This is a genomic window from Niveispirillum fermenti (assembly GCF_048066175.1).
GTDB lineage: Bacteria > Pseudomonadota > Alphaproteobacteria > Azospirillales > Azospirillaceae > Niveispirillum > Niveispirillum fermenti.
The window spans coordinates 44,056-68,128 of the sequence record NZ_JBLTXA010000009.1 but is presented as its reverse complement, the minus strand read 5'-3'; the positions used below and the strand labels follow the sequence as shown (position 1 = coordinate 68,128).

Below are 24,073 nucleotides of genomic sequence, written 5' to 3'. Positions count from 1 at the left end.
CTGGCCGGGGATCGACTCTTGTGATATTGACGAATAATGTTCGTTATTATCGAACGTTAAAACTCAAACGAGGTGTCCAATGCGGATAGCCCCAATGCGGATAGCCATTGTCGGGGCGGGGATCGGCGGACTGACGGCGGCCCTGGCGCTGCTGCGACGCGGGTTCGACGTCACGGTCCATGAACAGGCCGACGAATTGCGGGAGGTCGGGGCCGGGTTGCAGATCAGCGCCAACGGCACGCGGGTTTTTGCCGCACTGGGCATCCTGGATGCCATCCTGGCGCAATCCTACTGCCCGGTCGGCAAGGAAATCCGGCTATGGAGTACGGGCCAGACCTGGAAGCTTTTCGATCTGGGGCCGCAATCGGTGGAGCGCTATGGCGCGCCCTACATCACCATCCATCGCAACGACCTGCATAATGTGCTGGCCGAGGCGGTACGTGCCGTCCGGCCGGACGCGATCCGGCTGGCGTCGCGCTGCGTCGATGTGGAACAGGAGCCGGCCGGTGCGACGCTGCACTTCGCGGACCAGCCGGCGGAGCGGGTCGATCTGGTGATCGGTGCCGATGGCGTGCATTCCGTCATTCGCCAGAAGCTGTTCGGTGAACTGGCGGCCAGCTTCACGGGCATCGTGGCGTGGCGCGGGGTCATCCCCATGGACCGGCTGCCAGCCCATCTGGTGCGCGATGTCGGCATCAACTGGATCGGGCCGGGCGGCCACATCGTCAATTATCCCATCCGGCGCGGAGAATTGATGAATTTCTCCAGCGTCGTGGAAAACCAGGACTGGAAGACGGAATCCTGGTCCAGCCCGTCCACGGTGGAGGCCTGTCTGGCCGACTATGCCGGCTGGCATGCCGATGTTCACACCTATATCCGGGCCATCCCGCAGCCCTTCCGCTGGGCGTTGCTGTCGCGTCAGCCGCTGGACAATTGGACGAAGGGCCGCGTCACGCTGCTGGGCGACGCCGCCCATCCAATGCTGCCCTTCATGGCGGCGGGGGCGGGCATGGCCGTCGAGGATGCCTTTGTCCTGGGCCGGGCACTGGAAACCTATGCCGGCGACCATGCGCGGGCATTCCAGGCCTATCAGGCTGCGCGCATCCCCCGCACGACGCGGGTGGTCCAGGCGGCCTCGGCCAATGCCGGCCGCTTCCACAATCCGGCCCTGGCCGAGGCCGCGGGGGCACAAGCCTATGTGGACCGGGAATGGGACCCTGAACGGGTGGCCGAACGCTACGAATGGCTATTCCGGCATGATGTGACGACCGTGCCGTTGTAAGCGCACCGTCAGCAGAAGAACAATCCGAAGAGAGAAACGAACATGTCGCAACCAACAGCCTGGGTCCGGCAGCCGCAGGTGGTCAGCTTCCCCGACATCAGGGGGTTCAGCGAAACCTATGGCTTTGCCGGCAATTCAGGGAAGGTCAACCTGGAAGGCCAGCTTCTGTGCCGGCCGGCTGCCCGCGCCCGCACGGTCTATCTTTTCATGCACCCGACATCGACGCTGCAATTGCTGCCCATGCCGATGGCGCTGGCGGATCAGGGGCTGGATGTGCTGTGTGCCGCCAGCCGTTACCCCCGCAACGACAGCGCCCTGATCATGGAGAAGGTGGCCATCGACCTTGGCCGCTGGATCGCCCATGCCCGTGAGGTGCTGGGCTATGAGCGGGTGGTGCTGGTCGGCTGGTCCGGGGGCGGATCGCTGTCGCTGTTCTATCAGGCGCAGGCGGAGAAACCATCCATCACCCACACACCGGCCGGTGACGCGCTGGACCTGACCCAGGCCGGGCTACAAATGGCCGATGGCGTCATCTTCATCGCCGCCCATCTGTCCCGCGCGGAAACCCTGACCGAATGGCTGGACCCATCGGTGCTGGACGAGGCTGATCCCGACCGGCGTGACGTTGCTTTCGACATTTATGCCGACGATTGCCCCAACAAGCCGGCCTTCGACCCCGATTTCATCAGCCGGTTCCGTGCCGGCCAGGTTGCCCGCAACCGCCGTATCACCCAATGGTGCCAGGAACAGCTGGAACGGCTGCGCCGGCGCGGCGGGGCTGAGCAGGAACGCGCCTTCATCGTCCATCGCACCATGTGCGACGTGCGCTGGATCGACCCCACGGTCGATCCCAATGAACGGCGGCCGAACTGGACCTATATGGGCGATCCGCGTACCGTCAATGTCGGGCCGGTGGGGCTGGCGCGCTTCTGCACCCTGCGATCCTGGCTCAGCCAGTGGAGCTATGATCTGTCCAACGCCAAGGGGCCGATGAACGCCGCCCGCATCCACCGGACACCGGTGCTGCAGATCGAGAACACGGCCGATGATGCCGTCCCGGCCTCGCACAATCCGGCCATCAACGCGGCATTGGCCACACCGGACAAGGAATATCACCGCATCATCGGGGCCACGCATTATTATATCGGCCAGCCTGAGCATCTGGCCACCTGCATCGGCCTGATCACGGACTGGAGCCGGCGCAAGGGGTTCCTGGAAGGGTGATGGCAAAGCCCCCTTTCCCCGGACAGGCCGAGGGAAGGGGGGCATCGTTCCGGTTCACCCCGCCCGCGCCTTCAGCCGTGCGGCCTTGGCCGCCGTCCATCGGTCCAGGTCGGCGCGGGCCGTGCGGGCGGCATCGGCAAGGTAGGTGGGGGATTCCGTGCGGGCCGTCACCTCAAGACGCAGGCCGTTGGGATCGAAGAAATAGATGGATTTCACGAATTCGTGATCGACCAGTCCCAGCACCTCCACCCCATGCGCGACCAGCCGTTCGCGCATGGCCAGGACATCGGCCACGGACCCGGTTTCCATCGCGAAATGCTGCACCCAGCCGGGAGTGTTGGGGGAGGGGGCAGGCATCTCGTTTTCGCCGAGGTCGAAAAAGGCGATGTAGGAGCCATCGGTCATGGCGAAGAACATATGGGCATAGGGCTTTTCCTCTCCCGTGCTGGGCACGCGATCGGCGGTCATGCAATTGACCAGCGGCAGGCCCAGCACATCCTCGTAGAAATGGCGGGTTTCCTCCGCATCGCGGCAGGGATAGGCGAAATGGTAAAGGCCCTTGATCTTCGGCGGCGTGGACATGGCATCGTCTCCCGGATGTCGTTGAATGGTTGGGGCCAGCATAGGCCGGGTGCGGCGGGCCTTCGTCCCCCCGGCAGGGGGACAGGATGATGGACAGGCGTGATGACATGACGATGCTGGCCGGGCTGGTGGCCGCGGTCGGCACCCCGGACTTCCCGGCCCGGTTCCTGCTGAGCCTGCGTGACCTGTGCGGTGCGCGGCTGTTCTCCGCCTTTGCCCCGACCGGACCGGGGGCCCCCCGCGCCCTGTTCGCGGAGGGGGATTGCCGGGCCGTGCCGGATTTCGCCCGCTCGGCCTCACAGGCTTATTGCGGCCGTTTCTGGCGCACCGATCAGGCCGTCCGCCGTGCGGTGCCGGGCCGTGCCAGGGGTGGTGTCATGGTGGTGCGCACGCGCGCGCGCGACATCGCCGATCCCGATTACCGCCGCACCTGCTACGAGCGTGGGGACATCGCCGAACGGCTGAGCATCCTGTCGGCGGGGCCGCGTGCGCTGGTGGCCAGCGGCTACCGCAGCTCCGTTGATGGCGAGTTCCAGCCGGCGGACATCGAACGGCTGGAGGGTGCAGCCCCCATCCTGATGGCAGCACTGTGCCGCCATGTCGATCTGTCGGCCAACCGGCCCTGTGATGATACGCCGGAAACGGTGGCAGACGTGCTTCTAGCCGCCGGCGTGGGGTTGAGCCTGCGTGAGGCGGAAGTTGCCGCCAATATGATCCTGGGCCGGACCCAGGCGGAAATCGGTGCCGCCACCGGCCTGACCCTGTCCAGCATCATCACCTATCGCCGCCGCGCCTATTGCAAGCTGGGCGTGATGGACAAGCAGGACCTGGCGACGACGTATGGGCGGTTGCGTCCCCCTACCGCATCGCGTTGATGAAACGCAGCACGGCGGGCGAGGGGTCGGAGCGGCGCCAGGCCAGATGCAGGCGGAAGGACAGCTCCAGATCCTCCACCTCCCGCAGCAACACACCCTGACGCGGCACCTGCCGCGTCTGCTGGGTGAAGCCGATGCCCAGGCCGACGGCCACCAGGCTCAACAGGATGCTGTCGGTGGCCGTTTCCTGCACGATGTTGGGTGAAAAGCCATTGTCCATGCAGGCCTGCATCAGCCGGTCGAAATAACGCGGTTGCGGCTTGCGGGCAGGGAAGATGAAACGTTCCTCCGCCAGATCCTGCATCCGGATGGGGCGTTGGGCCAGCGGATGATCCTCATGGATGGCCAGCACGATCTCGCTATTGCCCAGCTCGCAGGTTTCCAACTGCCCGTGGTTTTCGTCCGGCAGATGAATGTCATAGACAATGGCCACATCCACGGTGCCGTTGCGCAGGCCGTCGATCTGGTTCAACGAACTCATCGGCAGAAGGTTCAGTTCCACCATGGGTTCATCCAGGCGGAACCGCAGCAGCTTGGACGGGATGTCGGGATGGCGGGACGCCAGCTCGCTGAACCCGATCTGCACCGACCCGACATGACCGGTGGCATAGCTTTTTGCGCGCGCGACGGAGCGCTGCAGCTTTTCCAGAATGGCGTCGGTATCTTCCAGGAAGGCCCGCCCCGCCGGTGACAGGCGCACGCCGCGCGGCAGCCGTTCGAACAGTTGCACGCCCAGTTCTTCCTCCAGGTCGCGGACCTGACGGGTCAGCGCCGGCTGGGCGATGCGGATCGCCTGCGCGGCGCGACCGAAGTGCTCCTCGCGTGCAACTGCTTGAAAATACCGGAGATGTCGAAGTTCCATGTCTAATTGATACCGCGCCGGCATCAGTTCTGCAAGACAAAGAATTGGACGGCAAAGCCTTCGCCCGGCCAAGAATCAGCCATCGTCAATCAAGCGTGAAGCGTTCAAGAAAGGTCATGGCGGATGAATAGCGAAGCGGCGAACGCCCTCTCTCCTTCCGGAACGCGGTTTTTACAGGTGGGCGGCGTTCGCCTGGAAATGCTGGTCAAGGGCGAAGGTCGGCCCCTGCTGCTGCTGCATGGCATGGACGGGGTGGAGGCGCTGTTTCCCCTGATCGATCTTCTGTCGGCCACGCACACGGTCTATGCCCCGTCGCATCCGGGCTTCGGCGGGTCGGACCTGCCACGGTCCTACTCCACCGTCGATGATCTGGGTTATTTCTATCTGGACCTGCTGGACCAGTTGGATTTGCACGATGTGGTGCTGGCCGGCTTTTCCTTCGGCGGCTGGATCGCGGCGGAAATGCTGGTGAAGAATAATGGGCGCGTGGCCCTGTCGGTGCTGGGCGCCCCGTTCGGGATCGAAACGGCGGACCGCACGACGCGCCGCGTGCTGGACATTTTCGTGCAGGATGGCGGCACGTTGGAGCGCCAGTCGCAATTGACGCCCGCCCCCCGGCTGGACCTGGCCGCCATGCCGGAGGAGGTCCTGGAACGGCGCGTGCGCAATGCGGAGGCCACCATGCTGTTCGGCTGGTCGCCTTATATGTGCAACCCCAAGCTCCGCCACCGTCTTCACCGCGTCACCGTCCCGACGCTGGTCCTGTGGGGAGAGGATGACGCCATCGCATCCCTGGATTACGGGCGCGACTATGCCGCGCTGATCCCCGGCTCCACGTTCGAAACCATCCCGGAATGCGGTCATCGCATCTATGTCGACCGCCCCGATATGGCGGCACGGCGCATCGGCGATTTCGCCCGCGGCGGCGCCGCCGTCGCGGCTTGAGGAGTACCCTTCATGAAAGTCTGGCAATTCAGCGAACAGGCCTATCACCCCGCCTTCGAGGTGCCGGGACCGATGCGCATCACCCTGCCGCAGCATCATTGCGACCCGGTGGAGGCGGGGCGGCTGATCAACCGCTATCTGGATGAATATGTCCTGGCCGACGAGCTGGGATACAACATCATGATCAACGAGCATCATGCGGCGGCGACTTGCATGTCGACATCCTGCATGACGACGCTGGCCATCCTGGCGCGCCAGACGCGCAACGCGCGGCTGCTGGCGCTGGGTATTCCCATCGGCAATCGCGCCAACCCGGTGCGCGTGGCGGAAGAAATCGCCATGGCCGACGTGATCTCCAACGGCCGGCTGGAGGTCGGGCTGGTCAAGGGGGCGGCGTATGAGGTGTTCATGTCCAACCGCCAGCCCGTCCGCTTCATGGACCGGTTCTGGGAAGCCCATGACCTGATCCGGGAGGCGCTGACCAACCAGGGGGACAATTTCTCCTGGGACGGGGAATTCTTCAATTATCGCGCCGTCAGCCTGTGGCCGCGTCCCATCCAGCAGCCCACGCCCCCCATCTGGATGACGGCATCCAGCGGGTCCAGCGCCGCACAGCAGGCGAAGCTGGGCTATGTCTGCGCCACCTTCCTGTCGGGTGCCGTTGCACGGTCGGTCTTTGCCGCCTATCGCAAGGCCTATCAGGAAGCGCACGGAGCGCCCGCGTCGGAGGATCGGCTGGGCTATCTGGGCCTGGTTTCGGTCGCCCATGACCGGCGGACGGCGTTCGAGCGGGCGGAACAGATGAAGGCCTATTTCACGACGGCGGCACGGCTGGACCCGCAATTCCGCAACCCGGCCGGCTTCACGTCGGTCAAGGATAATGTCCGCCTGCTGAAGGCCGGGCCAAATGCCATCCGCCCCCGCCTGCGCGATGGCAGCCCGCTGCCGTCCGACCCGACCATCGAGCAATATATCGATGCCGGCCTGATGTTCGTCGGCACGCCGGATGACGTGTTCGGACAGATCAGCCGCTTCTATGCCGATGTCGGCGGGTTCGGCAATCTGCTGATGATGGGGCAGGCCGGCACGCTGGGCCATACAGAGACGGTGGAGAACCTGACCTTGTTCGCACAGGAGGTCGCCCCGCGTCTGGCCGAACTGTCCGTGGATGCCCCGGACATAAGGTATGAGGCGTTCGCCTGAGCCCGCCCGTGTCCGCGACAGCGGCGCCTGCGACCCTGGCGGAGGGGATGGAGGCCTATCTGGGGGCCTTCCGTGCGGCGCAGTCACCGGGCGGCGGAACCCTGTCGGCCGCCCGGCTCCTCTCCGATCTGAATGCCGGTGCCTTTGCCCGGCCCCCCGCTCCCGGCCTGCGGCGCCATGCCAGTTTCATCGTGGCGCCGGGACGGGAGATCGGTATCACCCTGTTCCATCCGGGGCGCGATATCGAACGGCCGGGCATATGCTATTTCCATGGCGGCGGCTTCGTCTTCGGCAGTGTCGAAAGCTTCGACATCGTGGCCCAGGGGCTGGCCGAGGCGACCGGGGCGGTGGTGGTCAGCGTGCAATATCGCCGCCTGCCGGAGAGCAGCTATCACGCGGCACAGGAAGATTGCCTGACGGCCTTCCAGTGGCTTGTGAGCCATGCCGGTCTGCTGGGTGTCGATCCGCGCCGCATCGCCGTGGCCGGCGACAGTGTCGGCGCCCTGTTCGCGACCATGACCGCCATCATGGCGCGCGATGCGGGCCTGGATGTCCGGCCCGTCTGTCAGATGCTGATGTATGGCGCCTATGCGCTGATACCCGATCGACCGTCATACCATCAGGGCCGCGACCCGCTGCTGACGGTGCCACGGGTGGAGGATTTCGTGCGGATTTACCGGCAGTCGCAGGCGGCGGAGCCCTTTTTGATGCCACCCCTGTCCGTGCCGGACCTTTCCGGCCTTCCCCCGGCCCTGCTGATCGGGGCCGAGCATGATCCGTTGCGGGGGGAGGGGGAGGATTATGCGGCACGGCTGCACGATGCCGGTGTGCCGGTACAGGTCCGCACCGCACCAGGCATGATCCATGGCTTCATGCGCGCCATCGGCCTGTCCCCCGCCGCCGCATATGAAATGGAAACGATGGCCGGGACCGCAAGGCCCTTTCTGTGGCCCCACGAACAGGAGCAAACAAAATGAGTTCGTCACATGACACCGATGCCGCCGCGCGTGGCCGGGCCCTGCGGGAGCAGATTTTCGGGGCCGAGGGCATGAAAAGCCTGCTGGATGCCGATGATTTCACCATGCCCCTGCAGGATGCCGTCACGCGCATCTGCTTTGGCGAGGTGTGGGACCGGCCCAGCCTGTCGCTGAAAATCCGTTCCATGCTGACCATCGCCATCCTGGTGGGACAGAGCCGTCCCGCCCAGCTTCGCAACCATGTGAAGGGGGCCATCGCCAATGGGGTCAGCAAGGAGGAGATCCGTGAAATCCTGCTGCATGCCACGCTGTATGCCGGCCTGCCGGCCGGTGCGGATAGTTGGCGGGAGGCTGGAGCGGCGCTGAGGGAAATCGATGCCTACTGACGCCGTCGCCACCGACAAGGCCGATATCGCCGCAGCCCTGCGCAAGGGGTTGCGCAGTCTTGCCAAGGCCGTCGTGGTCATCACCTGCCACCACGAGGGCCAGCGCTTCGCCATGACGGCCACAGCGGTCAGCGAACTTAGCATGGACCCGCCCTCCATGCTGATCTGCGTGAACCGGTCGGCCAGCCTGTTCGCACCGCTGTCAGAGGGGGCGGATTTCTGCATCAACATCCTGACGGCGCGGCAACTGGAAATATCCAGCCTTTGTGCCGGCCGGGAGAAGGGAGAGGCGCGCTTCGCCATCGGCGACTGGCGATGCTCCCCCCTGGGCCATGCCTATCTGGCCGATGCGCAGGCCAGCTTCTTCTGCCGCAATGTGGCGAACACCCGGTTCGGCACCCACGGGGTGTTCATCGGGGAGGTGCAGGCGGTGCTGGACTTGAGCCCGATCGACCCGCTGGTCTATATGGATGGCCGCTATGGCGGCTTCGCGGCGGTGTCCGGCTGAACCCCGATATGAGGGCCGGCGGAATGCGGCCGCCTTGATAGTGGCCATCGATCAGTATCAAGGCGGATGAGTATCATTCTGCCCGGATGAAGGCCAGGGCGCTGCCCAGCAATACCGGCATCGGCTCCCGCAGGTCCAGCGTCACGGCGCCTGCCTCCGCTGTCGGTAACTCCAGGGTTTCAAGCTGGCTGTCCAGCAGGGATACCGGCATGAAATGGCCGGGTCGCGCGGCCATCCGGTCGGCCAGGATTTCGCGCGGACCATGGAGATGGATGACGGCAAGCGGCAGCCCACCGGCGCGTAGCATCTCGCGATAACGCCGTTTCAGGGCCGAACAGGCCACGACCAACCCGGTCCCGGCCCTTGCCGCGGCCCGGATTTCCGCGGCGATCGCCGTCAGCCAGCCCTGCCGGTCCCCATCCGTCAGGGGAATGCCGGCCTGCATGCGGGCGACATTTTCCGGGGGATGCAGCCTGTCCCCTTCCAGAAAGCCCGTGCCCAAGGCCTCGGCCAATGCCGCCCCCAAGGTGGACTTGCCACAACCGCACACGCCCATCACCAGCACCAGGGGCTTTGGTGTCACCATCATCCGACCCTCAATCCAGGCGTTGGCCGTCGCCGCTGTCGAACAGGCTGGCGGCCGCACCGTCCAGGCGCAGGTCCACCATCTGTCCGGGCGACAGGGCCACACCGGGCGGCATGCGGGCCGTGACCTCCCGGCCGGCCAGCCGGATCAACACATAGGTGTCGGGCCCGGTCGGCTCGGTCATGAGTACCTGACCCCGGCAGGTGCCGGCCCTATCCGTCGGAGCCGGGGCCAGAGCCAGATGTTCCGGCCGCAGGCCCAGCACCAGCGGGCGTCCCATGTGCCGTGCGGTGGCCGCCGGCAGCCTCGGCAAGGGCAGGATGGCCTCCCCCAGCCGCAATCCCGGCAAGTCACCCGCCGCCGCCAGCTCCCCTTCCAGGAAATTCATCGTCGGCGCACCGACGAAGCCGGCCACGAAGCGGTTTGCCGGCTTCGCATAGACCAGTTCCGGCCGGTCGCATTGCTGCACACGGCCCTTGTTCATCACCACGATGCGGCTGGCCAGCGTCATCGCCTCCACCTGATCATGGGTCACATAGAGGGTGGTGCGCCGGGAGCGCTCATGCAGGCGTTTCAATTCCACGCGCATGTCGGCGCGCAGCTTTGCATCCAGGTTGCTCAACGGCTCGTCCAGAAGGAACACCTGTGGTTCCCGCACCAGGGCACGGCCGATGGCCACCCGCTGCTGCTGCCCGCCGGAAAGCTGCGACGGCTTGCGGTCCAGCAGATGTTCGATTTGCAGCAACCGGGCCACATCCGCCACCTTCGCCTCGATCCCGGCCCGGTCCAGCCCGCGCATCTTCAACCCGAAACCGATATTCCGCGCGACCGACATGGTCGGGTAAAGCGCGTAGGACTGGAACACCATGGCAATGTCGCGCTGGTCGGGTTCCAGCGCCGTCACGTCGCGGTCGCCGAAATGCAGTGTGCCGCCGCTCGGCTCCTCCAGCCCCGCCACGATGTTCAGCAGCGTGGACTTGCCGCAACCCGACGGGCCCAGCAGCACAAGGAATTCCCCCGGCTCGATATCCAGGTCGATCTTTTCCAGAACCACCGTGGTCCCGAAGCGCTTGGCGATTTCATGCAGGCGGACCCGTTGCATCCTCATCATCCCTTCACGGCCCCGGCCGCGATCCCGCGCACGAACAGCCGTCCGGACAGGAGATAGACCAGGATGGTGGGCAGGGCGGCGATCATGGTCGCCGCCATGTTGACATTATATTCCTGCGGCCCGAGCTGCGACCCGGCCAGCACGTTCAGCGCCACCGTCACCGGCTGCTGCCCCGGCCCCGCGAAGGTCAGGCCCAGGATGAAATCGTTCCAGATATAGGTGAATTGCAGCACCAGGGCGACGGCACAGACCGGCAGCGACAAAGGCAGCATCACATACCAGAAGGTGGCCAGGAACCCGGCCCCGTCGATCCGCGCCGCCTTCAGAAGGTCGCGCGGCACCGACAGGAAGAAGTTGCGGAACAGCAGGGTGACGAAGGCCAGACCCCAGACCGTGTGGGCAAAGACCAGCCCGCCCCGCGTCCCGAACAGGCCCAGTTCGCGTACCAGTGCAATCATGGGATAGAGCGTGACCTGCGGCGGGATGAACAGGCCGATCAGCAGGGCGGCGAACAGGTAGTCCACCCACCGCGCCGTGCGCAGGCTGAGCGCATAGCCCGTCAGCGCCCCAAGCCCGAGGGAGCAGAACAGCGCCGGCAGCACAATGGCAAAGGAATTGCCGAACCAGACCGACAGGCCCCGGCAATCACCGGAGATGCAGGCCCCACCCCAGGCCTTGGTCCAGGCATCGACAGTCGGTTCCTGCGGCAGGGCGAACAGGCTGCCATTATTGATCTCCGCCAGTGGCTTCAGCGAGGTGGAAAGCATGACCAGCAGCGGGAACAGCACCACAATCGCCGCGATGGACAGCATCAGGTAAAGGGGCAGGCGCCGCATTCTCAATTCCCCTTCTTCTGCCGGATTTCGGCATAGAGATAGGGGCCGACGACGGCGGCAATGGTGGCCAGCATCATGCAGGCACCCGCCGCCCCCAGCCCCAGTTCCTGCCGGTTCAGGATATGCTCCATGACGAAGCGGGCCGGCAGGTCGGAAGAGAAGCCCGGCCCCCCGCCCGTCAGCGCCACCACCAGATCGAAGGATTTCACCACCAGCGAGAAGAGAAGAATGCCCGCCGTGAAGAAAACCGGCCGCAGCATGGGTGTGATGATGGAGGCATAGACCCGCCAGGTGGGAATGCCGTCAACCTTCGCCGCCTTCCAGATATTGGGGTCAACCCCGCGCAGGCCCGCCAGGAACAGGGCCATGCACAGGCCCGATTGCTGCCAGATGCCGGCGAGCGCCACGGTGTAGATGGACCGGTCGGCCCGCACCAGCCAGTTGAAGGCAAATTCCTCCCATCCCAGCCCACGCACGGCCTGCTGGATGCCCAGGCCGGGATTGAGCATCCATTGCCAGATGATGCCCGTGACGATGAAGGACATGGACAAAGGCAGCATGAAAATGGTGCGATACAGGCCCTCCGCCCGCACGCCCCGGTCGATCAGGATGGCCAGCAGATAGCCCAGGGCCAGGCAGCCCGTGATGAACAGCGCCCCGTAAAGGACCATATTGCCCAGCGCCGTCCACCAGCGCGCACTGGCGAACAGGCGCTCATACTGAAGCAGGCCGACAAAATCCCAACTGGGCAGCAATTGCGAGCCCGTCAGTGAGATGGCGAAGGTCCAGCCGATGAACAGATAGAAACAGACGAAGGTGATCAACCCTGCCGGCAACAGGGCGATGGTGGGTGCCCGATGCGATGCCTTCATCCCCGTCCTCCCTTATCCTTGATCATTATGGCCGTTTCTGGCGGGGTCAGCGAAATGCCAGCAGCGATTTGCGCAGCAGTTCCTGCCCTTCTTCCGGGCTCAGGCGTGGATCGTTCCAGAAATGGGAGATGGCGTCATCCAGGGCCCCCGCCACCCCACCGGGCAGGCCCATGCCCGTCGATGCCAGATTGGTGGCCGGATCGCGGATCAGGGCCATGGCCTGTTTCGCGCAAGCGTCGAAGCCATCTTCCGGCACATCGGTGCGGACGGGGATGGAACCCTTGGCCTGGTTCAGCCCGGCCTGCACATCCCTGTCCATCATGACTGTGACGAAGTGCTGCTGCGCCGCCGCCGTGGCGGCATCACGCGGGGGGGTGAAGGCGAAGGCGTCCACCACCATGATGTAGGCCTGGTCGCGGGCAGGGGCCAGGGCGCAGCCGATCTCCACCCCCGGTTCCAACCCGGCCGCCCTGATATCCCCCTTGGCCCAGTCGCCCATGAACTGAAACCCCGCGTCACCGCGCATCAGCATGGCCGTCGCCTGGTTCCAGCGCCGGCCGGGGCTGCCCTCATCCACGAAGGGGCGCAGGCTGGCGAACACGCGGAACGCTTCCAGCATGGTGGGGCTTGCCAGGGCCGCCGGGTCCAGTTGTTCATAGACCTGACGGTAGAAATCGCGCCCGCCGACACCCAGCACAACGGCGTTGAACAGCAGCCTTTCCTGCCAGGGCTGGCCACCGAGTGCGATGGGTATCTTGCCCATGGCTTTCAACCGCGCCGCCGCATCCAGGAACTCCGCCCAGGTCCGCGGCACGGCCAGACTGGCCTGTTGCAGCAGGGCGGCGTTGTAGAACATCCAGTTCTCGCCATGGATATTCAGCGGGGCACCCATGTAATGCCCCTGATATTTGGCCGACCGCGCCAGCAGCGGGGGCAGGACCCGGTCCCATTCCGGCCCTGCCCCTGGTACCGGCATGACAAGACCATGTGCCGACAGTTCCGTCAGTTGCGTCCCCACGGAGAACAGGAAGACCGGCGGCGGGTTGCCCCCCAGGATACGATTGACGGCAGCAGCACGGGCGGATGAGCCGCCGGGCACCGGCGCATCACGCCATCTTCCACCCTGATCCTGATAGGCTTGGCGCACGACGGCCAGCGACGCAGATTCCCCGCCAGAGGTCAGCCAGTGCATGACCTCCAGTTCCTGCGCCTGTGCGGCGGCGCCCATCAGAGCCAGCCAGGAAATTGCCGCGAATTGTGCGGCAGCGCAGCATGTTTTGATCCCTGATCTCATTGCGCCGCACAATCCAAAACGTTTCGATTTGTCGTGAGTATGGGCAGGATGCCCTCAATGTCAAACCTGTAAAAACACGTTTTGACGGAGATTCTTTCTAGACATGCTATTTCCGTAACGTTACGATTTTTCTGTTGATGCTCACGAGCCATCTATCCGACCGCCTGCGCGCCCTGGCGATGTGCAGCGGCATCGGCTGACTTCCTTTTCCGACAGGCAGTAAATGACGGCGACAATGCGTTTCCCCGACGGGTTCCGGTGGGGTGTCTCCACCTCCAGCTATCAGATCGAAGGGGGGGCGCCCGATGACGGGCGCGGACCCAGCATCTGGGACACCTATTGCGCAACACCCGGTCGGGTTGCCAATGGCGATACCGGCACCGTGGCCTGCGACCATTATCATCGCTGGGCGGGCGATCTGGACCTGATCCGCGACCTTGGTGCCCGTCAGTACCGTTTTTCCATCATGTGGGGCCGCGTGCTGCCGGATGGCTTGGGGGCTGTCAACCAGAAGGGCCTGGATTTCTATGACCGGCTGGTGGATGGCATGCTGGAACGGGGGTTGGAGCCCTGGCCCTGCCTATATCATTGGGACCTGCCGCAGGCCCTTCAGGACCAGGGCGGCTGGGTCAACCGTGACAGCGCCGGCTGGTTCGCCGATTACGCCGACCTGATGGTGCGTCGTGTGGGTGACCGCGCCTGCGCCTGGGTCACCTTCAACGAGCCGTCCGTCTGCGCCTGGGTGGGCAACGAGGAGGGCCGCCACGCCCCCGGCCTGACCGATCCGCGTGCCGCCGTGCGCGTGGCCCACCACCTGAACCTGGCCCATGGCCGCGCCGTTCAGGTGGTGCGGGACCTGGCGCCCGGCGTGCCGGTCGGTTTCGTTCTGCCTGTCCACAAGGGCCGCCCCCTGCCGCAATTCGCCGACCGCGACCGCCATCTGGTGGGGCTGTTTGAAGATAAATGGAACGGCGTGTTTCTGGGTCCGGTCCATCGGGGCCACTATCCCGACAGCGTACTGGATCGTTTTGCCCCCCATATCCAGGCGGGCGATATGGCGGAAATCCACCGGCCCGTGGATTTCCAGGGGGTGAACCATTATTTCCCCACCTATCTGGCCCCTGCGGAAGGAACCGCCTGGCCGTTCCGCATCGTGGAGCCGGAGAAATATCTGCGCCGGACGGAGATGAACTGGGGCATCGACGGGCATGCCTTTTATGAAATCCTGGACGGGCTTCGCCGCGACTATGACAATCCGCCTGTCTTCGTGACGGAGAACGGGGCGGCCTTCCTGGATATTCCCGGCCCGGACGGCCGCATCAACGACCAGGACCGCATCGCCTACTACCGGGATTATCTGGCCGGCATGCACCGTGCCATCACAGCGGGCGCCAATGTGCAGGGCTACATGCCCTGGTCCCTGCTGGATAATTTCGAATGGGCGCACGGGTACAATAAGCGCTTCGGTCTGGTCCATGTGGATTATGAAACCCTGAAACGCACGCCCAAGGCGTCCTTCGATTTCATGCGCCGGGTCATGCATGAGAATGAGGTGCCGCCGGCTGCCGATTGCCCATAATACTTTGGCTACGCCGCACGAGCGGTGCTGTGGCGGTCGCCACTGGACCAACTTGCGATGAGTTCTACTCATCGCAAGTTGGTATAACCTCGCGGCCCTTGTAAAGGTGAACAGACGAGCCGCCTGCCATGCAACCCACCCAGCGCACCAACCTGAAAACCCTTGCCGAGCATCTGGGGCTGTCGATTACGACCGTATCGCGGGCGCTGAAAGACGGGCCGGAGGTGAAGCCGGAGACGGTCGCGCGGGTAAAGCAGGCGGCGGCCAGCCTGGGTTATCTGCCCGATGCCGGTGGCGTTTATCTGCGCACGGGGCGGACGATGAAGATCTGTTCGATCTTCTTCGCGCCCGAAGTGGCGGATTATGGCGATGCCGGCTTCCTGGCACAGGTGGAAGGCGTGTCCCGCACGCTGGAGACGGACAGCTACAACCTGATCGTCCTGGCGCAGACGGCCACGCAACCGCCCCTGGAAATGGTGCGCCGCGTCTTTCAGCAGCGTCTGGCCGATGGGATCATCTTCTCCCGCACCACGCCGATGGATGAGCGGGCCCGTTTCTGCCTGGAATTCAAATTTCCCTTCGTCAGTTTCGGCCGTACCGAACTGCACAGTCCCCATGCCTTCGTCGATCATGATGACGAAGGCGGGGTCTATGACGCCATGATCCGCCTGGCAGCGGAGGGACACAAGCGGATCGCCCTGTTCAACCCCACCGGTGGCCTCACCTATGCCAGTTTCCGCCTGCGCGGATACCAGCGCGCCCTGGCGGAACTGGGCCTGCCCTGGGACAAATCGCTGCTGGTCAGCGGCAACCTGTCGGTCTGGGCCAGCCAAGCGGCCGTGCGTGACCTGCTGCGGCGTGACAGCACCGTCACCGCCATCCTGTGCGCCAACCAACTATCCATGTTCGGCGCCATGGAGGCGGCCCTGGAACATGGGATGGACCCGACCCGCGACGGGCTGCGCATCGTCGGCTTCGGCGGCATGCCCTTCCGCATGCCGTTCGAACAGGGTGTCACCTATTATTACCAGCCGCAGCGCCGCGATGGCGAGGAACTGGCACGGCATATCCTGGCCCTGCTGGGCGGAGAGCCGGCGGAAAGCCTGCAGACGGTTCTGCCCTATCAGCGGATCGACGATTTGCAGCGCTTCCGCATTGAACTGCGCGCCCAGGCGGCAGCCCGCGACAGCCAGCAACCCATGGAAGAAGGATGATGACAGGCCCGGACACGCCTAGCATTCATAGGTGGAATAATGACGGACTTCAAGTCATTTGACGCATGATTGACCACCCGCCGATACTTGCCGGAAGCCGGACCCTCATCAGGATGGGAACCGGAACAACGGCATCAATCGGGAGGGAAGGCGGCATGGAAAACTTCCTGCTAAATCGCTGGTATCAATTTGGTTTCAGCCATGAGCTGGGTGATGTTCCGCTTGCCCGGACGATCATCGACATCCCGGTCGTGGCCTTTCGCGCATCCACCGGCATCAGCGCGCTGCTGGACCGGTGCCCACACCGCTTCGCCCCCCTTTCCACGGGCACGATCGAACAGGACCGCATCGTCTGCGGCTATCACGGGCTGGCGTTCGACGGGTCGGGGCGCTGCGCGCTCAATCCGCATGGGCGGGCGACCACGGCGCTGCGCGTGCAAAGCTTCCCGGTTGAGGAACGCCACGGCGCCATCTGGATATGGATGGGTGATGCCCGACAGGCCGACACGGGCCTGATCCCCGATTTGTCGTTCATCGACGAGACGCCGGAAACGGCGCGCATCCATTTCACCCTCGCCATCCGGGCCAGCTATCGCCTGGTCACCGACAATCTCCTGGACCTCAGCCACGCCGACTATCTGCATCCAGACAGCCTGGGCGGTGTCATGACGGGGGTGCGGCCGGCCGTGGCCGAGACCGATGCCGGTCTGGCCGTGGAATGGGAGAACCGGGACGTTGTGCCGCCGCCCCGGTTCCACGAACGCATTTCCGCCTCGCAGCGGGCGAATGCCTGGACCCGGGCGGAATGGCAGGCCCCGGCCGTCATGGTCATCAAGACCGCCCTGACGCCGGCCGATCGCGGCCGCAGCCGGGAAGACGAGGTCTGGGCCCTGCACAGCATGACGCCGGAAACAGCGCAAAGCACCCACTACTTCGTCTGCGGGACAAGGCGTGACCGCATGGATGATGCCGAATATTCGACGCGGCTGCGGGCGATGCTGCAGCGCGCGTTCGAGCATGAGGACAAGCCGATGCTGGAGGACCAGCAACGGCGCATCGGCACCGCCGACCTTTCCAGCCTGCGCCCCATGCTGCTGCCGATCGACGCCGGTGCGGTGCTGGCCCGCCGCAAGCTGGACCGGCTGATCGCACAGGAACAAGCAGCCGACAGTGCCCCCAGTCAGTGACGGTTCCGGAGACGCTTTCCCGCGCAATAGGTCAGGGTGCGCAGGGCAGGCAACAGCGCCGTCACCTGCCGGCGACCGACTGATCACCCCTGCAGGAGGCACCGCTGGACATGGGCGGCCCGCAGCGCAGCGCGGGGGGGGCAGATCAGGAACCGGTGGTCTGGTGGGGTGGGAGATGATCCCGCGGCCCGGTGCCGTCTCCCGCCATGTGGCGGCCTTGAGATGGCAGACGGCCCTGGGCTCGGCCGGCATCAGAACGGCTTCAGGCCTCCCACCGGCCCGCCAGGCGTTTCAGGATCGGGACCAGGCCCGGCTCGCTGATCAGTTCAAGTGCTTCCGCCGGGGACAGCCAGCGCCGCTCCCGCTGGGTCCGCTCCGGCCAATCCGCCAGTTCGGTCGAGACCTCCAGCGGGAATACCGTCACATCGCAAGCCAGGACCGATCCGTCCTCCAGCCGCTTGTCATAGATATAGTCCCCGACAGGCTTCTTCTTGACCTTGCCGCGGACGCCAGCCTCCTCGAACGCCTCGATGGCGGCCATGTCGTGCGGCGCGACATTCTTTTTCGACCAACCCTTGGGGATGATCCAACGCCGCGTCTCCCGCGAGGTGACCAGCAGCACCTGCGGGCCGGTCGCGGCCAGACGATAGGGCAGGGCCGCGTACTGCACACTGTTTTTTCGTTCGCCCATGAAACTAAGTCTATACCCCGGACGCGACGGATGGGTAGCTATCCGTTGTCGGCACAGACGGATAATCATCCAGTATCTTGGTTCAACATGACCGTTTTGTGACAATTACATTACATCCTGACGCCGTTCAATGGTAGGAGGGGGCCAACCGGGTGGTCTTCCTCCGCCCCTGCCATGCGTTATCCGGAAGCCCAAGATGCTGAGCCTGTTCCGGGCCCTGATGCCCCGCGAAGAACGGTTTTTCGACCATTTCGACGATCATGCGCGCCAGATTCTCATCGCCGCGGAGGCGCTGCGGGATCTCATCCGCAACGGGGATGAGCTGGAAATGCGTTTCCAGCGCATCCATCAGGCCGAGAACGACGCCGACAAGATCACCAAGGAGATCCAGGCCGCGGTCCACCGTTCCTTCATCGTCCCGTTCGACCGGCCGGACATCCAGGATCTGGCCAAGCGCATGGACGACATGGTGGACCTGATCCAGGATGTTGCCCGGCATATCACCGAAGCGGGGCCGATGGAATATACGGCGGAAATGCATGCGCTGGCCGACCTGATCGTGCGCTGCGCCGCCATTCTGCCGGAATGCCTGCCCAAGCTGCGCAACATCCCCCGCCACGTGACGGAGATGACGCGCATGACGCGCGAAATCTCCGAACTGGAAAGCGACAGCGACAAGATACTGCGGGCCGCCAAGACGCGCCTGCGCCAGGAAAGCGGTGGACTGGACGCACCCATCACCTATCGCCAGGCGCTGATCCGGGAAATCCTGGAACTCATGGAAGCCGTGCTGGATGCGGGCGAGGATGTCGCCGACATCATCGACAGCATCATCGTCGACAACGTCTGATCCCGCGCGCGCGATCCCCTGGAATGATCCCATGGAACTGATCTCCCTGCCGCTGCTGATCGGGCTGATCGCCCTGGCGCTGGCGTTCGACTTTCTGAACGGGCTGCATGACGCCGCCAATTCCATCGCCACGGTGGTATCCACGCGCGTGCTGTCACCGCGCAATGCCGTGATCATGGCAGCCTTCTTCAATTTCATCGCCTTCCTGTTCTTCGGCCTGCATGTGGCCACGACCATCGGCAAGGGCATCGTCAGCGCCGACATCATCGACGCCTCGGTCATCTTCGCGGCGCTGATGGGGGCGATCACATGGAACCTGATCACCTGGTGGGGCGGCATTCCGTCATCCTCCTCCCACGCGCTGGTAGGGGGGCTGGTCGGGGCCGGCATCGCCAAGGCGGGGGCGGGCGTGGTGGAAAGCGGGCTGATCAAGACGGCGGTCGCCATCTTCGTGTCGCCGACCATCGGCTTCATCCTGGCCATCATCCTGATGACCATCGTCTCCTGGATCTTCCGCGGCTTCTCGCCCTTCAAGGTGGACAAGGTGTTCCGCGGGCTGCAGATCGTTTCCGCCTCGCTCTATTCGCTGGGGCATGGCGGCAACGACGCGCAGAAGACCATGGGCATCATCGCCGTGCTGCTGTTCAGCCAGGGCTATCTGGGCAACGAATTCCACGTGCCCTTCTGGGTCGTCATCTCCTGCCAAGCCTGCATGGGGCTGGGCACCCTGTTCGGCGGCTGGAAGATCGTGAAGACCATGGGGTCGCGCCTGACCGACCTGAAGCCGGTCCATGGCTGCTGCGCTGAAACGGCGGGCGCCATCACCCTGTTCACGGCAACGGCCATGGGCGTGCCCGTCAGCACGACGCACACGATCACGGGGGCCATTGTCGGTGTGGGCTCGGCCCGCCGTGCGTCCTCGGTGCGCTGGGGGCTGGCCAAGGGCATCCTGGTGGCCTGGGTTCTGACCATGCCGGCGGCGGCCCTGGTCTCCGCCACCTTCTTCGCCCTGACGCGCCTGCTCTGACCGGCCGCTTGCCGGAAAGCGCAACCAGGACCATTTTTCGTGGCAGGGCCCGGGATGAAACCCGGGCCCTGCGCGTTCTCCTGGGTGATTGGAGCCTCCGGCCGGCATCATGATGAGTGACGACCCGTTCAACCAGCAACTGACCTCGCACCTGGCAGCGCTGCGCCGCTACGCCTTCGTGCTGACGCGCGCGTCGGACGAGGCGGAGGACCTTCTACAGGACTGCCTGACCAAGGCGGTGGCATCGGCCGCGCAATGGCAGCCGGGAACCGACCTGCGCGCCTGGCTGTTCCGCATTCTTTACACCTGCCATATCAGCCGGCGGCGCCGGCAGCAGGTTCACCAGCGGATCATCGCCGACGCGGATGAGGGCAGCGACGGTGCGCGGGAGCCCGACCAGTTGGCGCGGGTGGAGGCGGGCCGGGTGCTGGCGGCGCTGGACAAGCTGCCGGAAGCACAACGCCAGGCCATCCTGCTGGTCGCCGTGGAGGACCTGCGGTACGAGGAGGCCGCCACCCGGCTGGGCATCCCGGTGGGAACCTTCATGTCCCGCATCTCGCGGGGGCGCGAGGCCTTGCGGCAGGCACTGGAGGGGGTGGAGAAGCCGGTTCTCAAAATGGTGAAGGGGGGGCGCCATGATGGGTGACGAACAGCGAGACGGGATCGAGGAAAGCGACCTGCATGCTTTCCTGGATGGGGCCTTGGACCCGTCACGGGAGGCCGCGGTGCGTGAATGGCTGGCCGTCCGGCCCGAGGAACATGAGCGCCTGGCACGCTATGCCGAGCAGCAGCTCGCGCTGGTCGCGGCGCGGGCGGAGCCCGACCGGCCGCGTCTGCCGGCCCCGCTGGTGCAGGCGCTGGAACGGGGTCTGCGCCGCGGTCTCTGGCGCCGCCGCATGGCGCGCGTCGCGGCCATGATCCTGATGGTCGCGGTCGGCTGGGGGGCGAACGACCTGCTGCGCCTTCCCGTCTTCGCGGGCCTGCCGGCCTATGCGCAGGAGGCCGCCAACCTGCATGGCGATTTCGGGAATGATACCGCTGTTTCCGCCGATCTGTCCGGAAAGCGGCCGGACGATATCCGTCACTGGCTGTCAGCCCGCCTGGGAGAAGCGGTGACCATTCCCGAACTGCACCTTATCGGCCTGGAACTGGTCGGTGCGCGGGTCATCGACAGCGAGCAGGGCCCCATGGGTCAGCTTTTCTACGAGGATGCGCTGGGGCGGCACATGACCCTGTCCCTGAACGCCGACGAAACCCTGGCCCCCCACCGGCCCACGCTGGCCGAATATGAAGGGATGGAGGTGGGCTACTGGCGCAATGAGGATTTCGCGCTGGTGGTGGTGTCCAGCAGCCTGCCCATCGCGCTCGACAAGCTGGTGGCGACCATCGACGGCGTTGCCGACGACCCGGGTCTGTGAAAAACGCATCCCTTGCCGGGATGAAAGTGGAAGGGCGCACGTTCTTCAAGGGTCAACAGCCGCAAAGACCCAAGCGCCCATGTCGAAGAACCCGCCATCGCAAGCCCGCGACCTGCGCATCGATATGCTGCGGGGTCTGGCGCTGCTGGCCATCTTCATCAACCATATTCCGACCAATCCGGCACGCTACCTGACCTGGGGCTGGCTGGGCTTTTCCGATGCGGCGGAAGTGTTCATGCTGCTGGCCGGTGTGTCCCTGGCCATCGGCTATGCCAATTACCAGGCCAGGCATGGCTGGGTGACGCTGGCTGCCCGGCTGGCCTCGCGCTCCTTCCGGCTGTACCGCACCTATCTGCTGCTGGCCATGGCGCTGGCGGCCGGCGGGGCCTTCGCCTTCGCGGTGACGGACAACCGTGCCGTGCTGTGGCACCTGGGCATCACCCCCTTGATCGACAATACGGTGGCGGCCCTGCCGGCCATGTTCGCCCTGTCATATCTGCCCGGATATGCCGACATCCTGGCCACCTATGTGCCGCTGGTGCTGTTCAGCGCCTTCCTGCTGCCGCTGGCCGGCCGGCACCCGGCCCTGGTGCTGGTGCCCTCGCTGCTGCTGTGGCTGATGGTGCAGGTGACGGGCCGGAACCTGCCGTCCGGCTTCGACGGACAGGGCTGGATGTTCAACCCGCTGGCCTGGCAATTGCTGTTCTGTATCGGCATGATAATCGGCCTTGGCGCCCGGCGGGGCTGGTCCTGGCCCCGGCACCGGTTGCTGGACGCGGCCGCCATCCTGTGGGTGCTGGCCGGTCTCGTGGCAGCGACCCCATGGCGCCATCTGGGCATCACGTTCGGCTTCCCCATGGAAGGGGAGATGCCGCTGGGGGCCAAGAACGACCTCGCCTGGCAGCGCCTGCTCCACATTCTGGCCCTGGCCCATCTGGTACAGCGGTTCATCTCCCGGGACGCCGCCTGGCTGCGCCAGCCTTGGCTGGTGCCGCTGACGCTGATGGGCCGGCAGCCGCTGCCGGTCTTCGCTGCCGGCGCCATTCTCAGTTTCGTTGGTTACTGCGCGCTGGTGTTATGGCCCGATCCGTCCTGGGCCCGGGTCCTGCTGGTCAATCTCGGTGGAGCGTCGCTGCTGGTGGCGCTGGCCCTGCTGAAGGAATGGCGCGCCGGCAACCTGTCTCAACCTGTTGCCCTTCGCCAGGGGCTGTGGCTGCCAGTCAGCCTGCAGCCGGCCCGGCGGGATAGCGCCCTGTCATGACATTCCGTATCTGAAGGCCTGAAGCATCATGGACTTCCTGCTTCCCGACACCGACCGTCCCGGTCCCGGTGAGCCCGCCCCCTTGTTCGTCGCCCCCTGCGGCGGCAACCCGCAGTTCCAGCTTGGCAGCATGGGGGGCCGGCATATCGTGCTGTTCTTTCCGGGGGTCGACCGGGCACGATCCATGCTATCCATCGAAATGATGGGGAAGCTTGCGGCCGGCCGGCCGGTGGGCAGGCTGGCCTGCTTCGGCGTGGTCGGACCGGCGGATATCGGGGTCTTGCGTGATCGTTTCCCGGCCCTCAACCTGTTCGAGGATGGCCAGGGCCAGATCCGGCGGCTTTACGGCGTCGACCGGGAGGGGGGCTTCATCCTGATCGACCCCATGCTCCGCGTTGTGCGGCGCGGCCCGCTGGATGACGGCCCGTCCCTGCTGGCGGAAGCCGCGCAGCGGACGGCGGGGTCCGCCACAACCGAGGGGCTGGCCCCTGTCCTGATCGTGCCTGACATCTTCGAACCGGCCTTCTGCCAGTACCTGATCGCACTGTACAGGCAGGATGGCGGTACGGACTCGGGCTTCATGCGCGATGTCGGTGGCAAGACCGTGGGCATCATCGACCATGGTTTCAAACGTCGGCGTGACATGGACATCCAGGACGAGAAGACCCGTATCGCCGCGCGTCAGCGGATCGAACGCCGGTTGCTGCCCGTCATCGCGCGGTCCCTGCAGTTCCGGGTCACCCGCATGGAACGCTATATCGTCGCCTGCTACGACGGTGACGATCAGGGCTTTTTCAGCCCGCACCGGGACAATACGACCCGCGCCACGGCGCATCGCCGGCTGGCCGTCAGCATCAACCTGAATGCAGAGGCGTTCGAAGGCGGTGATCTGCATTTCCCGGAGTTCGGCAGCCGTTCCTACCGCCCGCCCACAGGCGGGGCCGTGGTCTTCTCCTGCTCCCTGCTGCATGGCGCCATGCCGGTGACCAGCGGCACGCGCTATGCCTTCCTGCCATTCCTTTATGATGAGGAGGGGGCGAAGCAGCGGGAGGAGAATGTCCGTTATCTGGGCGACGGCAGCGCACGCTATCAGGCACAATCCAAACCGCCGGCGACGCCGGCCCCCCTTCCCGGGGGCTGACCCCGCCTTTCCCGGAACCCCGTCCTGGCCGTTCCCCGCCGGGAAACGCCAGGCCTGCGGCGGGAAATGCCGCCCGCCGGTATATTCCAGGTCGCAGGCCGTTTCCAACCTGTCCAAAGGATCATTGCAAGCCCCTTGCGGCCGGACCGATCTTGGCAGATG

At 65.2% G+C, this 24,073-nt stretch carries 25 protein-coding genes; 17 read left to right on the top strand and 8 right to left on the bottom strand.

The features are described 5' to 3' along the window. Positions 1 to 94 precede the first annotated feature (94 nt). Both ACM9LZ_RS11565 and ACM9LZ_RS11560 read left to right on the top strand, forming a co-directional pair. Positions 95 to 1,282 carry an FAD-dependent monooxygenase gene (locus ACM9LZ_RS11565; RefSeq protein WP_416619619.1) on the top strand — a complete coding sequence of 396 codons (1,188 nt, stop codon included), beginning with the start codon at positions 95 to 97 and terminating at the stop codon, positions 1,280 to 1,282. Between the two features lie 42 nt (positions 1,283 to 1,324). After that, positions 1,325 to 2,506 carry an alpha/beta hydrolase gene (locus tag ACM9LZ_RS11560; protein WP_416619618.1) on the top strand — a complete coding sequence of 394 codons (1,182 nt, stop codon included), beginning with the start codon at positions 1,325 to 1,327 and terminating at the stop codon, positions 2,504 to 2,506. 54 nt (positions 2,507 to 2,560) lie between these two features. Here the strand turns inward: ACM9LZ_RS11560 and ACM9LZ_RS11555 are convergent, their stop codons facing one another. After that, complete coding sequence (locus ACM9LZ_RS11555) at positions 2,561 to 3,088, bottom strand: VOC family protein (RefSeq protein ID WP_416619617.1); 528 nt, start codon at positions 3,086 to 3,088, stop codon at positions 2,561 to 2,563. Between the two features lie 86 nt (positions 3,089 to 3,174). Here ACM9LZ_RS11555 and ACM9LZ_RS11550 point away from each other — a divergent pair, with 86 nt between their 5' ends. After that, positions 3,175 to 3,963 (top strand): helix-turn-helix transcriptional regulator, encoded by a 789-nt coding sequence (locus tag ACM9LZ_RS11550; RefSeq protein ID WP_416619616.1) that lies wholly within the window; start codon positions 3,175 to 3,177, stop codon positions 3,961 to 3,963. Here ACM9LZ_RS11550 and ACM9LZ_RS11545 read toward each other — a convergent pair. Further along, a complete protein-coding gene (locus ACM9LZ_RS11545) occupies positions 3,947 to 4,825 on the bottom strand; it encodes a LysR family transcriptional regulator (protein WP_416619615.1) in 879 nt (292 codons plus the stop codon). The genes ACM9LZ_RS11550 and ACM9LZ_RS11545 overlap by 17 nt on opposite strands. Positions 4,826 to 5,002: 177 nt before the next feature. Between ACM9LZ_RS11545 and ACM9LZ_RS11540 the strand changes: the two genes are divergently transcribed. Genes ACM9LZ_RS11540 through ACM9LZ_RS11520 form a run of 5 tightly spaced genes read left to right on the top strand, consistent with a single transcriptional unit; the run spans position 5,003 to position 8,844 of the window. Further along, the gene (locus tag ACM9LZ_RS11540; RefSeq protein WP_416619614.1) at positions 5,003 to 5,770 is read left to right on the top strand and encodes an alpha/beta fold hydrolase; all 768 of its coding nucleotides are present in this window, start codon (positions 5,003 to 5,005) and stop codon (positions 5,768 to 5,770) included. Between the two features lie 12 nt (positions 5,771 to 5,782). Further along, positions 5,783 to 6,973, top strand: coding sequence for an LLM class flavin-dependent oxidoreductase (locus ACM9LZ_RS11535; RefSeq protein ID WP_416619613.1), 1,191 nt, complete (start codon positions 5,783 to 5,785; stop codon positions 6,971 to 6,973). Positions 6,974 to 6,981: 8 nt separating this feature from the next. Then, entirely contained in the window at positions 6,982 to 7,950 is a 969-nt protein-coding gene (locus tag ACM9LZ_RS11530) for an alpha/beta hydrolase (RefSeq protein ID WP_416619612.1), read from the top strand. After that, complete coding sequence (locus ACM9LZ_RS11525; protein WP_416619611.1) at positions 7,947 to 8,336, top strand: carboxymuconolactone decarboxylase family protein; 390 nt, start codon at positions 7,947 to 7,949, stop codon at positions 8,334 to 8,336. Before ACM9LZ_RS11530 ends, ACM9LZ_RS11525 begins: the two co-directional genes overlap by 4 nt. Further along, positions 8,326 to 8,844, top strand: coding sequence for a flavin reductase family protein (locus tag ACM9LZ_RS11520; RefSeq protein ID WP_416619610.1), 519 nt, complete (start codon positions 8,326 to 8,328; stop codon positions 8,842 to 8,844). Before ACM9LZ_RS11525 ends, ACM9LZ_RS11520 begins: the two co-directional genes overlap by 11 nt. A gap of 73 nt (positions 8,845 to 8,917) precedes the next feature. Here the strand turns inward: ACM9LZ_RS11520 and ACM9LZ_RS11515 are convergent, their stop codons facing one another. Genes ACM9LZ_RS11515 through ACM9LZ_RS11495 form a run of 5 tightly spaced genes read right to left on the bottom strand, consistent with a single transcriptional unit; the run spans position 8,918 to position 13,477 of the window. Further along, positions 8,918 to 9,433: a gluconokinase gene (locus ACM9LZ_RS11515; protein WP_416619609.1), complete on the bottom strand. Its 516-nt coding sequence runs from the start codon at positions 9,431 to 9,433 to the stop codon at positions 8,918 to 8,920. A gap of 7 nt (positions 9,434 to 9,440) precedes the next feature. After that, complete coding sequence (locus tag ACM9LZ_RS11510) at positions 9,441 to 10,532, bottom strand: ABC transporter ATP-binding protein (protein WP_416619608.1); 1,092 nt, start codon at positions 10,530 to 10,532, stop codon at positions 9,441 to 9,443. A 5-nt stretch (positions 10,533 to 10,537) separates the two neighbouring features. Beyond that, a complete protein-coding gene (locus ACM9LZ_RS11505) occupies positions 10,538 to 11,377 on the bottom strand; it encodes a carbohydrate ABC transporter permease (protein ID WP_416619607.1) in 840 nt (279 codons plus the stop codon). Between the two features lie 2 nt (positions 11,378 to 11,379). Then, on the bottom strand, positions 11,380 to 12,249 hold the full coding sequence (locus tag ACM9LZ_RS11500) for a carbohydrate ABC transporter permease (RefSeq protein ID WP_416619606.1): 870 nt from the start codon (positions 12,247 to 12,249) through the stop codon (positions 11,380 to 11,382). A gap of 46 nt (positions 12,250 to 12,295) precedes the next feature. Then, the gene (locus tag ACM9LZ_RS11495) at positions 12,296 to 13,477 is read right to left on the bottom strand and encodes an ABC transporter substrate-binding protein (RefSeq protein ID WP_416619605.1); all 1,182 of its coding nucleotides are present in this window, start codon (positions 13,475 to 13,477) and stop codon (positions 12,296 to 12,298) included. A 289-nt stretch (positions 13,478 to 13,766) separates the two neighbouring features. Here ACM9LZ_RS11495 and ACM9LZ_RS11490 point away from each other — a divergent pair, with 289 nt between their 5' ends. The 3 genes from ACM9LZ_RS11490 to ACM9LZ_RS11480 all read left to right on the top strand — a co-directional run bounded on the left by ACM9LZ_RS11490 (position 13,767) and on the right by ACM9LZ_RS11480 (position 17,523). Next, positions 13,767 to 15,122 (top strand): GH1 family beta-glucosidase, encoded by a 1,356-nt coding sequence (locus ACM9LZ_RS11490; protein ID WP_416619604.1) that lies wholly within the window; start codon positions 13,767 to 13,769, stop codon positions 15,120 to 15,122. Positions 15,123 to 15,250: 128 nt separating this feature from the next. After that, positions 15,251 to 16,336 (top strand): LacI family DNA-binding transcriptional regulator, encoded by a 1,086-nt coding sequence (locus ACM9LZ_RS11485; protein WP_416619603.1) that lies wholly within the window; start codon positions 15,251 to 15,253, stop codon positions 16,334 to 16,336. 155 nt (positions 16,337 to 16,491) lie between these two features. Continuing rightward, positions 16,492 to 17,523 (top strand): Rieske 2Fe-2S domain-containing protein, encoded by a 1,032-nt coding sequence (locus ACM9LZ_RS11480; protein ID WP_416619602.1) that lies wholly within the window; start codon positions 16,492 to 16,494, stop codon positions 17,521 to 17,523. Positions 17,524 to 17,785: 262 nt separating this feature from the next. Here the strand turns inward: ACM9LZ_RS11480 and ACM9LZ_RS11475 are convergent, their stop codons facing one another. After that, on the bottom strand, positions 17,786 to 18,214 hold the full coding sequence (locus ACM9LZ_RS11475; RefSeq protein ID WP_416619601.1) for an NUDIX hydrolase: 429 nt from the start codon (positions 18,212 to 18,214) through the stop codon (positions 17,786 to 17,788). Positions 18,215 to 18,410: 196 nt separating this feature from the next. On the opposite strand from ACM9LZ_RS11475, the gene ACM9LZ_RS11470 reads away from it, so the two are divergent. From ACM9LZ_RS11470 to ACM9LZ_RS11445, 6 genes are all read left to right on the top strand, one after another. Further along, positions 18,411 to 19,064 (top strand): DUF47 domain-containing protein, encoded by a 654-nt coding sequence (locus ACM9LZ_RS11470; RefSeq protein ID WP_416619600.1) that lies wholly within the window; start codon positions 18,411 to 18,413, stop codon positions 19,062 to 19,064. 31 nt (positions 19,065 to 19,095) lie between these two features. Then, complete coding sequence (locus ACM9LZ_RS11465; RefSeq protein WP_416619599.1) at positions 19,096 to 20,091, top strand: inorganic phosphate transporter; 996 nt, start codon at positions 19,096 to 19,098, stop codon at positions 20,089 to 20,091. Positions 20,092 to 20,200: 109 nt separating this feature from the next. Continuing rightward, on the top strand, positions 20,201 to 20,737 hold the full coding sequence (locus tag ACM9LZ_RS11460; protein ID WP_416619598.1) for a sigma-70 family RNA polymerase sigma factor: 537 nt from the start codon (positions 20,201 to 20,203) through the stop codon (positions 20,735 to 20,737). Further along, complete coding sequence (locus ACM9LZ_RS11455) at positions 20,727 to 21,509, top strand: anti-sigma factor family protein (protein WP_416619597.1); 783 nt, start codon at positions 20,727 to 20,729, stop codon at positions 21,507 to 21,509. The genes ACM9LZ_RS11460 and ACM9LZ_RS11455 overlap by 11 nt, the downstream gene beginning before the upstream one ends. A gap of 79 nt (positions 21,510 to 21,588) precedes the next feature. Next, on the top strand, positions 21,589 to 22,770 hold the full coding sequence (locus ACM9LZ_RS11450) for an OpgC family protein (RefSeq protein ID WP_416619596.1): 1,182 nt from the start codon (positions 21,589 to 21,591) through the stop codon (positions 22,768 to 22,770). A gap of 28 nt (positions 22,771 to 22,798) precedes the next feature. Beyond that, entirely contained in the window at positions 22,799 to 23,911 is a 1,113-nt protein-coding gene (locus ACM9LZ_RS11445; RefSeq protein WP_416619595.1) for a 2OG-Fe(II) oxygenase family protein, read from the top strand. Positions 23,912 to 24,073: the final 162 nt, after the last annotated feature.